11 protein-coding genes are annotated in these 13,883 nt (G+C 68.1%); 8 read left to right on the top strand and 3 right to left on the bottom strand.

Annotated features, from left to right (window positions below):
- Positions 1–14 precede the first annotated feature (14 nt).
- From ABDZ95_RS01840 to ABDZ95_RS01815, 6 genes are all read left to right on the top strand, one after another.
- Entirely contained in the window at positions 15–1,250 is a 1,236-nt protein-coding gene (locus tag ABDZ95_RS01840; protein WP_343789482.1) for a 3-methyl-2-oxobutanoate dehydrogenase (2-methylpropanoyl-transferring) subunit alpha, read from the top strand.
- 2 nt (positions 1,251–1,252) lie between these two features.
- Positions 1,253–2,377 (top strand): alpha-ketoacid dehydrogenase subunit beta, encoded by a 1,125-nt coding sequence (locus ABDZ95_RS01835; protein ID WP_425542929.1) that lies wholly within the window; start codon positions 1,253–1,255, stop codon positions 2,375–2,377.
- A gap of 1 nt (position 2,378) precedes the next feature.
- Positions 2,379–4,037, top strand: coding sequence for a 2-oxo acid dehydrogenase subunit E2 (locus ABDZ95_RS01830; RefSeq protein WP_343789479.1), 1,659 nt, complete (start codon positions 2,379–2,381; stop codon positions 4,035–4,037).
- A 145-nt stretch (positions 4,038–4,182) separates the two neighbouring features.
- Positions 4,183–5,580: a dihydrolipoyl dehydrogenase gene (gene lpdA / locus ABDZ95_RS01825; protein ID WP_343789476.1), complete on the top strand. Its 1,398-nt coding sequence runs from the start codon at positions 4,183–4,185 to the stop codon at positions 5,578–5,580.
- Between the two features lie 226 nt (positions 5,581–5,806).
- Positions 5,807–6,319, top strand: coding sequence for a hypothetical protein (locus ABDZ95_RS01820; protein ID WP_343789473.1), 513 nt, complete (start codon positions 5,807–5,809; stop codon positions 6,317–6,319).
- A gap of 68 nt (positions 6,320–6,387) precedes the next feature.
- Positions 6,388–7,452 carry a substrate-binding domain-containing protein gene (locus ABDZ95_RS01815; RefSeq protein ID WP_343789470.1) on the top strand — a complete coding sequence of 355 codons (1,065 nt, stop codon included), beginning with the start codon at positions 6,388–6,390 and terminating at the stop codon, positions 7,450–7,452.
- Between the two features lie 182 nt (positions 7,453–7,634).
- On the opposite strand, the gene ABDZ95_RS01810 is transcribed toward ABDZ95_RS01815, so the two are convergent.
- Positions 7,635–8,720 (bottom strand): glycosyltransferase family 4 protein, encoded by a 1,086-nt coding sequence (locus ABDZ95_RS01810; RefSeq protein WP_343789467.1) that lies wholly within the window; start codon positions 8,718–8,720, stop codon positions 7,635–7,637.
- A gap of 52 nt (positions 8,721–8,772) precedes the next feature.
- Here ABDZ95_RS01810 and ABDZ95_RS01805 point away from each other — a divergent pair, with 52 nt between their 5' ends.
- Entirely contained in the window at positions 8,773–9,882 is a 1,110-nt protein-coding gene (locus ABDZ95_RS01805) for a hypothetical protein (RefSeq protein WP_343789464.1), read from the top strand.
- Between the two features lie 2 nt (positions 9,883–9,884).
- Here ABDZ95_RS01805 and ABDZ95_RS01800 read toward each other — a convergent pair whose 3' ends face one another.
- Positions 9,885–10,346, bottom strand: coding sequence for an Lrp/AsnC ligand binding domain-containing protein (locus tag ABDZ95_RS01800; protein ID WP_343789461.1), 462 nt, complete (start codon positions 10,344–10,346; stop codon positions 9,885–9,887).
- 109 nt (positions 10,347–10,455) lie between these two features.
- Here ABDZ95_RS01800 and putA point away from each other — a divergent pair, with 109 nt between their 5' ends.
- Positions 10,456–13,581: a bifunctional proline dehydrogenase/L-glutamate gamma-semialdehyde dehydrogenase PutA gene (gene putA, locus ABDZ95_RS01795; RefSeq protein ID WP_343789458.1), complete on the top strand. Its 3,126-nt coding sequence runs from the start codon at positions 10,456–10,458 to the stop codon at positions 13,579–13,581.
- Here putA and ABDZ95_RS01790 read toward each other — a convergent pair.
- Entirely contained in the window at positions 13,578–13,820 is a 243-nt protein-coding gene (locus ABDZ95_RS01790) for a hypothetical protein (protein ID WP_343789454.1), read from the bottom strand. The genes putA and ABDZ95_RS01790 overlap by 4 nt on opposite strands.
- Positions 13,821–13,883 lie beyond the last annotated feature (63 nt).

Genomic DNA, 13,883 nt, shown 5'->3' with positions numbered 1-13,883 from the left:
GACGGCAGGACGGAATGAAGAAGCCCAATACGCAATCGCTCAGCTTGCGCGTGCCCGAGCCCTCGGGCCGTCCGGGCGACGCCCCTGATTTCAGCCACCTGAAGTTCGATCCCGCCGGCGCGGTCGATCGGCCTTCGGTCTCCACCACCCCGTTCGAGATGCGCGACCATGCCTTCAGGCTGGTCCGCGTGCTGGATGACGAGGGCAAGGCCGTCGGCCCGTGGAACCCGATGCTGGACGCCGACACCATGCGGCGCGGGCTCAAGGCCATGATCCTGACGCGCGCGTTCGACGACCGGATGCACCGCGCCCACCGCCAGGGCAAGACCAGCTTCTACATGAAGTGCACCGGCGAGGAGGCGATCGCGGTCGCCCAGGGCATGATCCTGAACCGCGAGGACATGGGCTTCCCCACCTATCGCCAGCAGGGCCTTCTCATCTCGCGCGGCTACCCGCTCGCCGACATGATGAACCAGATCTATTCGAACGCCTCGGACCCCATCAAGGGCCGCCAGCTGCCGATCATGTACTCGTCCAAGGAGTACGGCTTCTTCACCATCTCGGGCAATCTCGGCACTCAGGTGCCGCAGGCCGTCGGCTGGGCCATGGCCAGCGCCTACAAGGGCGATGACAAGATCGCCATCGCCTGGATAGGCGACGGCGCCACGGCCGAGGGCGACTTCCACAACGCGCTGACGTTCGCCGCCGTCTATCGCGCGCCGGTCATCCTGAACGTCGTCAACAACCAGTGGGCCATCTCGTCCTTCATGGGCATCGCCGGCGGTCTGGAGACGACCTTCGCGTCCAAGGCCATCGGCTACGGCCTGCCGGCCCTGCGCGTCGACGGCAATGACTTCCTCGCCGTGTGGGCCGCGACCCAGTGGGCCGAGGAGCGCGCCCGCACCAACCAGGGCGCGACGGTCATCGAGCTGTTCACCTACCGCGGCGCCCCGCACTCGACCTCGGACGACCCCAGCCGCTACCGCCCGGGCGACGAGCACGAGAAATGGCCGCTGGGCGATCCGATCGAGCGGCTGAAGCAGCACCTGATCGGTCTGGGCGAATGGTCCGACGAGCAGCAGACCGCCGCCGAGGCCGACGCCGTTGAACAGGTCCGCGCCGCCGGCAAGGAGTCCGAGGCCATCGGCACGCTCGGTCAGTCGCGCGCCAGCGTGAAGACCATGTTCGAGGATGTCTTCGCCACCGAGGACTGGCGCCTGGTCGAACAGCGCCGGGAAGTGGGGGTCTGATCATGAGCGACAACACCACCTTCACCGAGGCCGACCGCACCGACGGCGTCGAGCCGGACATGGTGACCGCCTCCAACGCCCCGGCCTCGACCGCGCCCGACACCGGCGTGCAACCAATGAACATGATTCAGGCGCTGAACTCGGCGCTGGACGTCAAGATGGCCGAGGACAAGGACGTCCTCAGCTTCGGCGAGGACGCCGGCTATTTCGGCGGCGTCTTCCGCGTGACGGACCACCTGCAGAAGAAGCACGGCCTGACCCGCAGTTTCGACGCCCCGATCAGCGAATGCGGCATCGTCGCCGCCGCCATCGGCATGGGCGCCTACGGCCTGCGTCCGGTCGTCGAGATCCAGTTCGCCGACTACATCTATCCGGCCTACGACCAGATCGTGTCGGAAGCCGCCAAGCTGCGCTATCGCTCGGCCGGCCAGTTCACCTCGCCGATCACCATCCGCAGCCCCTACGGCGGCGGCATCTTCGGCGGCCAGACGCACAGCCAGTCGCCGGAAAGCCTGTTCACTCACATCGCCGGCCTCAAGGTCGTGATCCCGTCCAACCCCTATGACGCCAAGGGCCTGCTGATTGCGGCCATCGAGGATGACGATCCGGTCGTCTTCTTCGAGCCGAAGCGCCTGTACAACGGGCCGTTCGACGGCTGGCACGAGAACCCGGTCTCGCCCTGGAAGGCGCAGGAGCTGGCCCAGGTCCCGACCGGCAAATACGTCGAGCCGATCGGCAAGGCGCGCATCATGAAGGAAGGCGCGGACGTCACCATCCTGGCCTGGGGCACCATGGTCTGGGTGTCGCTGGCGGGCGCAGAGCACGCCGGCGTCGACGCCGAGGTCATCGACCTGCGCACCCTCGTGCCGCTGGACATCGAGACCATCGAGGCCTCGGTGAAGAAGACCGGCCGCTGCGTCATCGTGCACGAGGCGCCCAAGACCTCGGGCTACGGCGCCGAGCTGTCGGCCCTGGTGCAGGAGCGCTGCTTCTACCACCTCGAGGCCCCGATCGGGCGCGTTTGCGGCTGGGACACCCCCTATCCGCACGCCTTCGAGTGGGAATACTTCCCCGGCCCGCAACGCGTGGCCGACGCCCTGAAGTCCGTCATGAGCGGGGGTCGCTGAGATGGGTCGTTTCGTCTTCAAGCTGCCCGACGTGGGCGAAGGTACCGCCGAGGCCGAACTGGTCGGCTGGCACGTCAAGGTCGGCGACGTCGTCGCCGAGGACCAGATCGTCGCCGACATCATGACCGACAAGGCCACCGTCGAGATCACGGCCCCCGTCTCGGGCAAGGCCGTCGCGCTGCACGGCGAGCCCGGCGAGATGGTTCCGGTCCGCGGCCCGCTGGTCGAGTTCGAGGTCGAGGGCGCGGGCAATGCGTCCGACTCACCCGCTCCGGCCCCCGCGCCGAAGGCCGAGGCCGCCCCGGCGCCGGTCGAGGCTCCGAAGCCCGCCGTCGCTCCGGCCGCGGTCCAGCCCGCCGCCGGCGCCAACTACGTCTTCAAACTGCCCGACGTCGGCGAAGGCACGGCCGAGGCCGAGCTGGTAGGCTGGCACGTCAAGGTCGGCGACACGGTGTCCGAGGACCAGATCCTCGCCGACATCATGACCGACAAGGCCACGGTGGAGATCACCTCACCCGTCGCCGGCACGGTCGTCGCCCTGCACGGCGCGGCGGGCCAGCAGGTCCCTGTCGGCGGGCCGCTGGTCAGCTTCCAGGTCGAGGGCAAGGGCAATGTGGCTGCGGCTGCGGCCGCTGCCCCCTCCACCGCTTCGCGGTCCCCCTCCCCCGATGGGGGAGGATCCAAGGCGCCGCCGCCCGCTCCCAAATCTTCCCCCGTCGGGGGGAGTACCGGCGCAGCCGGGGAGGGGGGCAAGCCCCGCACCCTCTCCGACCGCAACCAGCGCCCCCTGGCCTCGCCCGCCGTCCGCAATCGCGCCCGCGATCTGGGCGTCGAGCTGCAGTTCGTTCCGGGCTCCGGCCCGGCCGGCCGCATCGAGCATGGCGATCTGGATGCCTACGTCGCCTCCGGCGGCCGTGGCGCGCCCGTCGCCTCGACCGGCTCGGGCTATGCGAAGGCCGAGGGCACGACCGAGGTCCGCATCATCGGCCTGCGCCGCAAGATCGCGGAGAAGATGGCCGAGAGCGTGCGTCGCATCCCGCACATCACCTATGTCGAGGAGATCGACGTCACGGCGCTGGAAGAGCTGCGCGCCCATCTGAACGCCGAGGCGAAGAAGACGGGCAAGGCCAAGCTCAACGTCCTGCCCTTCATCGCCCGCGCCATCGTGGTGGCCCTGCGCGACCAGCCGCAGATCAACGCCACCTATGACGACGAGGCCGGCGTCCTGACCCAGCACGCCGCGGTGCATCTGGGCATCGCCGCCCAGACGCCGAACGGCCTGATGGTGCCGGTGGTCCGCCACGCCGAGGCGCGCGATCCCTACGACACCGCCGCCGAAATCGCCCGCGTGTCCGGCGCGGCCAAGGACGGTTCGGCCAAGCGCGAGGAGCTGTCCGGCTCGACCATTACCATCACCTCGCTGGGGACCTTGGGCGGCATCACCCACACCCCGATCATCAACCACCCCGAGGTCGCCATCGTCGGCCCCAACAAGATCCAGGAGCGGGTCGTGGTCAAGGACGGCCAGATGGTCGTCCGCAAGATGATGAACCTGTCCTCGTCCTTCGATCACCGCATCGTCGACGGCCACGACGCGGCCGTCTTCGTCCAGCGCATCAAGGGCCTGCTGGAGCATCCGGCGACGCTTTGGATGGGGTGACCCTCACTCTCCGCTCATCCCCGCGAAAGCGGGGACCCAGTGTTTTGGGCGAGCGGTCCTGAAGCTTGAACGCAGCCGGTCGTCCTGACTGGTCGCCTCACAAAAGAACTGGGTCCCCGCTTTCGCGGGGATGAGCGGAAATCAGATGTCGCAGACCCTCAAAACCAAAGTCCTCATCATCGGCGCCGGCACCGGCGGCTATGTCGCCGGCATCCGTTGCGGCCAGCTGGGCCTCGACACGGTTCTGGTCGATGGCGGCGACGGGCTGGGCGGGACCTGCCTGAACGTCGGCTGCATTCCGTCCAAGGCCATCATCCACGCGGCCAACAAGTTCGAGACGGTGGCCAAGGCCGCCGACGGCGGCACGCTGGGCATCACGGCGTCGAAGCCGGCCGTCGATCTGTCGAAGACGGTCGAGTGGAAGAACGGCATCGTCAAGAAGCTGAACGGCGGGGTCGCGGCCCTGCTGAAGAAGGCCAAGGTCAAGGTCATCAAGGGCTGGGCCGAGTTCTCGGACGCCAAGACCTGCACGGTGAAGACCGATGACGGCGACATCACCATCAGCGCTGAACACGTCATCCTGGCCACCGGCTCGGAGCCGGTCGAGCTGCCCTTCCTGAAGTTCGGAGGCGACGTCATCTCCTCGACCGAGGCCCTGTCGCTGGACAAGGTGCCGAACAAGCTGGTCGTCGTCGGCGGCGGCTATATCGGGCTGGAGCTGGGCATCGCCTTCCGCAAGCTGGGCGCCGAGGTCACGGTCGTCGAAATGGCCGAGCGCATCCTGCCGCTCTACGACAAGGCGCTGACGGACCCGGTCACGAAGTGGCTGGAGAAGCATGGCGTGAAGCTGCTGCTGGGCGCGAAGGCCGGCGGCTTCGAGAAGGGCAAGCTGAACGTCACGACGAAGGACGGCGAGGCGATCCAGCTGGCCGCCGACAAGGCGCTGGTCACCGTCGGCCGCAAGCCGAGGACCCAAGGCTGGGGTCTGGAAAACATGGGCGTGGCCATGGCCGGTCCGTTCGTGAAGATCGACGACCGCTGCGCCACCTCGATGAAGAACGTCTGGGCCATCGGCGACCTGACCGGCGAACCCATGCTGGCGCACAAGGGCTCGGCCCAGGGCGAGATCGTCGCCGAGATCATCGCCGGCCATGACAAGCGCTTTGATCCCGTCACCATCGCCGCCGTCTGCTTCACCGAGCCGGAAATCGTGTCGGCCGGCCTCGGCCCGCAGGACGTCGAGGGCCGCGACGACGTCCTCCAGTCGGTCTTCCCCCTGATGGCCATCGGCCGCGCCCTGGCCATCGAGGCGGGCGAGGACGGCGGCTTCGTCCGCGTTATCGCCTCGAAGACGGATCACCGCCTGCTGGGCGTTCAGGCCGTCGGCCAGCACGTCTCGGAGCTGTCCAACAGCTTCGCCCAGATGCTGGAGATGGGCGCCGTGCTGGAAGACGTCGCCGGCACGATCCACGTCCACCCGACGCTGGGAGAGGCCTTCCACGAGGCCAGCCTGCGCGCTCTGGGCCACGCGATCCACATCTGATCGGCTGCTCCCTCTCCCGAGGGGAGAGGGAGATCGCGCACGATGGCGAGAGCCGTCGTCCTGGCGCGGTCGGGTGAGGGGCGAGTTTCGGGTTGGCCGCTCAGAAGCCGCCCACCCGCGCCGGGCATTACAGCTTTGCGACCAGCAGCCCGTTTGCTGCGGAAGGCAAACGCCTCGGCGCGTTGGCCCGATGTAGCCTTCTCCTGTCGTTTGAGGGGGAGTTCCCATGCGCATCCGTACGTCCGCCGCCGTCCTCGCCATCGCCGCCGTTCTGACCGGCTGCGCGTCCAACCCGCGTGGGTTCTCTCCCGTCATGGCCGTCGCGCCGGCGGATCAGGCAGCCTTCGAAGCCGCCTTCAACGTCTGCAGCCAGCAGGTAGCCGAAGGCTGCCGCGAGAGCTTCCGCGAAGGTCGCAGCAGCGCCGCGATCGGCGGAGTCGCCGTCGGCGGTGTGGCTGCGTACGCCGCAGGAGCATCCGCGGTCTCTGGTGTAACCGCCGCAACAGGCGCCCTCGCAGCTCCCGCCGCTGCCTTGAGTGCGGCGGCGAGCCTCGTCGTGATCGCGCCCCTCGCCATCTACGGTGTCTCTCGCATCCAGCGCGCGAACAAGGAGCGCCAGATCCGTGCCGCCATGACGACCTGCCTGGCCGAGGACGGCTATCAGGTCGCCGACTGGCAGCTGGTCCGGGGCGAGCCAACCGGCCCGACCTCCCCCACGCGGGCGATCCCGCGGGCATAACCTTCGCCTGACCGTCACAATCCTCTGGTCTAAGCGGCGCACATTCAGCCGTAGTCCGGAGACTGACGATGACACGCACCCTGCTCGCCGCCTCGGCGGTCGCGCTCCTCGCCCTCGGCGCCTGTGGCGACAACGCCGGCGGCGGCTCGTCGGCGACGCGCGCCGGCATCTGGGCCGCGGGTTCCTCGACGGTCTTCCCCTTCGCCACCCGCGTGGCCGAGAATTTCTCACGCACAGCCGGCGGCGCGGCCCCGCGCGTCGAGGCCTTGGGCACCGGCGGCGGCATCCAGGCCTTCTGTCAGGGCGTCGGCCCGTCGACCCCGGACATCGCCAACGCCTCGCGTCCGATGAAGAAGTCCGAGTTCGAGCTGTGCCAGCGCAATGGTGTGACCGATATCGTCGAGCTGAAGATCGGTTATGACGGCATCGTGGTCGCCACGGCCCGCACCGGCGCCAGCTTCAACCTGCGTCTGGAAGACCTCTACCTCGGCCTGGCCAAGGAAACCCCGAACGCCTCGGGCCAGTTCGTCGCCAATGCGGCGACCATGTGGAACCAGGTCAACCCGAACCTGCCGGCCCAGCGCATCCAGGTCTATGGCCCGCCGCCCACCTCGGGCACCCGCGACGCCTTCCTTGAACTGGGCATGACGCCGGGCGCCAAGAAGCTGCCGGCCCTCGCCGCTCTGGAAGCCGCCGACGGCGACCGCTTCGAGGCCATCGCCCACACCGTGCGCGAGGACAACGCCTGGATCGACTCGGGCGAGAACGACAACGCCATCGTCCAGACCCTGACCCGCACCCCGGGCTCGCTGGGCGTGTTCGGCTATTCGTTCCTCGAGCAGAACATGGACACGGTGAAGGCCGAGACGATCGACGGCGTCGCCCCCTCGGCGGACACCATTGCTGACGGGTCTTACCCGCTGGCCCGCAGCCTCTACATCTATGTGAAGAAGCAGCACATCGGCGTCACGCCGGGCCTCGAGCAGTTCGTGCTGGAGTTCATGTCGGAAGGTTCGGCCGGTCGCGGCGGCTACCTGCAGGACCGCGGCCTGATCCCGCTGGCCGCCGACGAACTGACCGCCCAGCGCGCCATCGCCACCGCCCTGACCCCGATGACCGCGCCCGCCAACTGATCGGGCGATCCGAAAGACAAAGGCCCCGGAGCGATCCGGGGCCTTTTTCATGATCGGTACGACAGGATTTGACGCATCCGCGTGTCAGAGTGCCGGCTTCGGTCTTTGACAATCAGGCGAATGAACAACAGGACGCCCTCGTCGAAAGGCGTCGATTGCATCCATTGCATTCATTGCATCAGTTATGCGGCCGCCTTGCGGCGCAGGCGGGCGATCCTGCGCAGGCGGCGCCAGAAGCGGCCGCGCTCGGGCTCCGGATAGGGCTGCAGGTTGCGCACGAACTCTTCGGCCGAGGCGCGCCAGCTGAACTTCTCGGCATAGGCGCGCACGGCCTTGCGGTCGCACTTCAGCGCCTCGAGACAGGCGGTCTTCAGGTTCTTGTCGATCGCCCCGGCGTTCGAGCCGGGGATGATGTCGATGGGGCCGTGGGCCGGATAGGCGGCGACCGGCGTGCCCGTGGCCATCGCTTCCAGGATCACCAGGCCGAAGGTGTCGGTCCAGCTGGGGAAGACGAAGACGTCGGCGTCGCGGAAGCAGCGCGCCAGCTCCTCGCCGAACCGCGCGCCGAGGAACTTCGCATCCGGGTACTTGGCCTGCAGCTCCTCGCGCGCCGGCCCGTCGCCGACCACGATCTTGGTGCCCGGCAGGTCCTGTTCGAGGAAGGATTCGATGTTCTTCTCGACCGCGACCCGGCCGACGTTCAGCCAGAACGGACGCGGCCAGTCCTTGCCGCCCAGCTCGTCGTAGATCGGGGCCAGGTCCGGGTTGAACTGCTCGGTGTCCACGCCCCGCGTCCACGGCGAGACATTGCGGAAACCGTGCGCCGTCAGCTCGTCGCGCAGGGTCGGGGTGGCGACCATCAGCCGTCCCGACGGCTTGTGGAACCACTTCATGTAGGCGTAGCCGACCTGGACCGGAATCGGGAACCGGGCCGAGACGTACTCGGGGAATTTGGTGTGGTAGCTGGTCGTGAAGGGCAGCTTCCATTCCACGCAGATCCGGCGCGTGGCGATGCCGATGGGGCCCTCTGTGGCGATGTGCACCGCCTCCGGCTCGAAGGCGCGCAGCCGCTCCCGGATCTCCTCCTCGGCGCCCAGGGCCAGCCGGATCTCCGGATAGGTGGGGCAGGGGATGGTCTTGAACTGGCTCGGCTCGACGACCTCGACCTCGTGACCCATCGCGCGGCATTCCGCCGTGATGCGGCTCAGGGTGCGGACGACGCCGTTGACCTGGGGCTCCCAGGCGTCGGTGGCCAGAACGATGCGCATGTGGGCCGGAAGGCTCCCGCCGTTGATCGGAGGAACGGTCTAGCGCTTCGCGATGACGTTGGCGAGACGGGTTCGAGACGACCGTTCCGTCAGGCCTTGCGACGAACGCTTCAGATGTTGCGATGAACGGGTTCGCGCTGAAATCCTCGTGCAACCATCTGGATGGCTCATGGCGGCTTTTGACGCGGAGCTTTCAATGAGGTTTTTAATCTTGGAACTCGTCAGCGCAGCGGTGCTCGTGTCAGCGCCTGCCGGCGAGAGTGATCTGGTCGCGGCGTGCTCCGCGTCCATCGGCGAAACGCCTCAGGTGATGGGGCTTCGGTTCTCGGAAGACCAGCCCGATGGCGCCCTCGCCAGCCTCCGCCTTACAAACGAGGCCTCGGGCGGCTGGATGCGGGTGTATTTCGACGCGGGTTCGGAGAGGGCGGCGCGTTCGCGAGCAGCGTGCCTCGGCGCGCAGATCGCCCTCCTTGAGGAGCAGCTTGCGGATGATCGCCGCGATGCTCGCTGGGACGATGTCGTCTTCACCACGGACGCGGCCTACGCGCCTCCGCGCGGGGATGAGGTCCAGAACCGCTGGATCATCCGTACGACCGCCGACGGCTCTCTGGACGAGGGGGATGAGGACCTGATCACCACGGTGATCCCCCATGAGCAGGTCCATGAGTATCAGAAGCGCGTCGCGCCCATGGGACCTCGATGGTTCAGGGAGGGCCATGCGAGCTGGGTCGGCTTCAAGGTCGCCCTCCAGCTTGCGCCGGACCGGGCCGAGCGAGTGATCGCGGAGCGCGAGGCCGCGATTGCGGATGTTTCCGAGCGTCTGACTCTGGGGCGCTGGGGCGGGTTGCAGGTCCGGCCCGAGGCGATCTTGCGGCAGCTTTCTCCCGAGGATCGGGCTCGCAAGCTGGCGGATCCCACATTTCAGCCCAACGGGACTTTCCAGTTCGGACCGGGGGACGTCATCAGCGATGAGGGCAATGCTATCGCCCGGTATGCGGCGTCCTGGCGGATCTTCGTCGATCTGGAGACACGACATGGCGCGGACGCTGTTCAGAGCTGGGCCAATGACCTGATCTCGATCCCCGCGCGATTGACCAATGAACAGGTCGTGGATCTCGCGCGGGAGCGGTTCGGCGAAGACCTCGGCCCCCTGCTCGAATGAGACTACAGAGGTAACGCGGTCGTTGCCTTGACCTCTTCCAGCACCGCGTAGGTGCGAGTCTCGCGGACGCCGGGCATCTTCACCAGAACATCGCCCAGGAAGGCCCGGTAGGCGTCCATGTCGCCGACGCGGGCCTTGATCAGATAGTCGAAGCCGCCGGCCACCATGTGGCACTCCAGAACCTCCGGCTGGCGGCGCACCGCCTCGGCGAAGGCCTCGAACATGTCGCCGGTGGTCCGGTCCAGCAGGACCTCGACGAAGATCATCAGTCCCCGCCCGACCTTGGCCGGATCGATCAGGGCGGCGTAGCCGGTGATGACCTTCTTCTCGCGCAGCCGCCGGACCCGCTCGAAACAGGCGGCGGGGGACAGATTGCAGCGCCGGGCCAGCTCCGCATTGGAAATCCGGCCGTCCTCCTGCAGCGCCTTCAACAGGCGGCGATCCACGGCGTCGAGGTTTTCCATCGGTTCGAAGGGCTCTGCGCCGAACGATCTTCGGCTGTGCCGCCGATCATACGATGCACATTCGGATGTGTCCGCCATATATGCGCAAATACACAGGACATCCGCGCTCATGAGCACCGCCGCCTTCTCTCCTTCAAGCGTCGCCGGCTGGGACACGCTGGATCACGGCAAGTTCGCCGACGAGACCACGGTGGTCCGTGGCCTGCTGGACCGGACCCCGCTGGATGCGGCCGAGCGCGCCGGGGTCCTCGCCTCCGCCACGGATCTGGTCGAACGCGCCCGCCGCAGCGTGAAGAAGCAGGGCGTGGTCGAGAGCTTCCTGCAGGAGTTCTCTCTGGGCACCCGCGAGGGTCTGGCCCTCATGTGCTTGGCCGAGGCCCTGCTGCGCACGCCGGACGAGGATACCCGTGACAGGCTGATCGCCGAGAAGATCGGCGCGGCCGACTGGGCGTCGCACCTCGGTCAATCCGACAGCCTGTTCGTCAACGCCTCGACCTGGGGCCTGATGCTGACCGGCAAGCTGGTGGACGTCGACGACGAGGCCCGCACCGACCTGCCGGGCTTCCTGAAGCGTATCGTGGGCCGCCTTGGCGAGCCGGTCATCCGCGAGGCCGTCGCCGCCGCCGTCCGCATCATGGGCGAACAGTTCGTCGTCGGCCGCACCATCGAGTCGGCGCTGAAGCGGTCGAACAAGGAAGGTTGGCTCTGCAGCTTCGACATGTTGGGCGAGGGCGCCCGCACCGCCCACGACGCCGAGCGCTACGAGAAGATCTATGCCGACGCCATCGAGGCTGTGGGGCGGACCGCGAGGGGGCAGGGCCCCGAGGTCGGCCACGGCGTCTCGGTCAAGCTGTCGGCCCTGTCGCCCCGCTATGAGGCCACGCACGAGACCCGCGTCTGGGACGAGCTCTATCCCCGCGTCCTGCGGCTGGCGAAGATCGCGGCCAGGTACGACATCAACTTCACCATGGACGCCGAGGAGGCCGACCGCCTCGCCCTGTCCCTGAAGCTGCTGGACCGGCTGGTTCACGAGCCCGAGTTGGGCGAGTGGAAGGGCCTCGGCCTCGCCGTTCAGGCCTATCAGAAGCGCTGCCCGGAGGTGATCCGCCGCGTCGCCGATCTGGCGAAGACCTCGGGCCGCCGCCTGATGGTCCGCCTCGTGAAGGGCGCCTACTGGGACACCGAGATCAAGCGCGCCCAGGTCGCGGGCCGTACCGACTATCCGGTCTTCACGACCAAGGCCGCGACGGACCTCAACTATCTGGTCTGCGCTCGCCTGATGATCGAGGCCGCGCCGCACCTGTACAGCCAGTTCGCGACGCACAACGCCCACTCGCTGGCGGCGGTTCACAAGATGGCCAGCGACCGCGGCGTGAAGATCGAGTTCCAGCGCCTGCACGGCATGGGCGAAGCCCTGTACGACGCCGCGCGCGACGCCTTCGGCCCGGTCACCGTCCGCGCCTATGCTCCCGTCGGCGGGCATGAGGACCTGCTGCCCTATCTGGTGCGCCGCCTGCTCGAGAATGGCGCCAACTCCTCCTTCGTCCACGCCCTGCTGGACGAGCGCGTGCCGGCCTCCGCCGTCGCCGCCGACCCCATCTCCGCCGTCGAGGCCCACCCCGACCGCCACGCCAAAATTCCTGTTCCCAAGGACATGTACATGGACCGCCAGAATTCGCTGGGCCGCGACTATTCGCAGGCCGCCGACCGTGAACGCCACGCCCTCGCCCTGGCCAAGGTCGACAGCGAGAAGCTGACCGCCGGTCCGCTGATCGGCGGCAAGCTGAAGGCCGGGACCAACCCGCAGGACGTGACCAACCCGTTCGATCGGACGCAGGTGCTGGGTCACGTCTCGGAAGCCACGACGGCCGACATCGACGCCGCCGCCGACGCGGCCGCCCGCGCCCAGATCGTCTGGGACCGCAAGGGTGGGGCTGGTCGCGCCCCGGTCCTGCGCGCCATGGCCGATGCGCTGGAAGCCGACATGGACCGCCTGGTCGCCCTGCTGTCGCGCGAGGCAGGCAAGACGCTGAACGACGGCGTCGCCGAAGTGCGGGAGGCCGCCGACTTCTGCCGCTACTACGCCATGCTGGCCGAGCGTGACTTCGGCGGGCGCGAGGACCTGAAGGGTCCGGTCGGCGAGATAAACCAACTGGTCCTGCACGGCCGCGGCGTCTTCGCCTGCATCAGCCCGTGGAACTTCCCGCTGGCCATCTTCACCGGCCAGGTCGCCGCCGCTCTTGCCGCCGGCAACGCGGTGCTGGCCAAACCCGCCGAACAGACCCCGCTGATCGCCGCCGAGGCCGTGCGCCTGTATCACAAGGCTGGCTTGAACCCCGACCTGCTGGCGCTCGTCCCGGGCCGTGGCGAGACGGTCGGCGCGGCTCTGGTTTCGCATCAGGGCATCGACGGCGTCGCCTTCACCGGCGGCACCGACACCGCCTCGATGATCAACCGATCCATCGCCGCCCGTCCGGGTCAGATCATCCCCTTCATCGCCGAGACCGGCGGTCTGAACGGCATGTTCGTGGACACCACGGCGCTGAAGGAGCAGGTGATCGACGACGTGATCCTGTCGGCCTTCGGCTCGGCCGGCCAGCGCTGCTCGGCCCTGCGCATCCTCTATGCGCCGAAGGATTCCGCCGACGCCCTGATCGCCGGTTTGAGGGGCGCGCTGGCGGCGCAGGTCGTCGCCGACCCGACCGACCCGGCCACGGACATCGGCCCGGTCATCGACGCCGAGAGCCGCGCCAATCTGGAGGCCCACGTCGAGCGCCTGAATAAGGAAGCGAAGATCGTCGCCCGCGCCGAACTGCCGGCCGGCGCCGAGAAGGGCGACCTGTTCGCTCCGACGATCGCCGAAATCCCGACCCCGGATTTCCTCGAGAAGGAAGTCTTCGGCCCCATCCTTCACGTCTACCGCTATGACCCGGCCGACCTGAAGAGCGTGGCGGGCAAGCTGGCGGCGCGCGGCTATGGCCTGACTCTGGGCGTCCACAGCCGCATCGAAGCCTTCGCGGAAGAGGTGATCCGTCTGGTCCCGGCCGGCAACGTCTACATCAACCGCTCGATCACCGGCGCGGTCGTGGGCGTCCAGCCGTTCGGTGGCGAAGGCCTGTCGGGCACCGGCCCGAAGGCCGGCGGGCCGAACAGCCTGATCCGCTTCGCCGCCGAGAAGGCCATCAGCAACAACATCTCCGCCCAAGGCGGCGACCCGTCGCTGCTCAACCTCTAGCGCCGTGGTGCGAAGCTCTTCTCTTCGGTCAGGGGGGCAAGGAACAGGCGGTCGGGGCTGTCGTCCGGAGTCTCGAGCGGGATGACTTCGTAGCCGTCGGCGAAGGCTTCCACCTCGGCTGTCAGGGCGCGGAATTCCGCTTCGTGGCCCTCGCGGCCGTACAGGAGGAAGCCGTCCTTGGCGTCGACCACGCCGTAGGAGGGACCGCCTTCGAGAAGTGCGTCGATGTCCATGGCCATGTGGACAAAATCCGGAAGCCGACATTTGGTTTCAGCCCGACCGGTTTGCGACCAGGGCCGCAG

The sequence above is a fragment of the Brevundimonas kwangchunensis genome, assembly GCF_039523815.1.
GTDB lineage: Bacteria > Pseudomonadota > Alphaproteobacteria > Caulobacterales > Caulobacteraceae > Brevundimonas > Brevundimonas kwangchunensis.
Note: the sequence above shows the minus strand (reverse complement) of the source record. Positions and strands in the feature narration are given on the sequence as shown.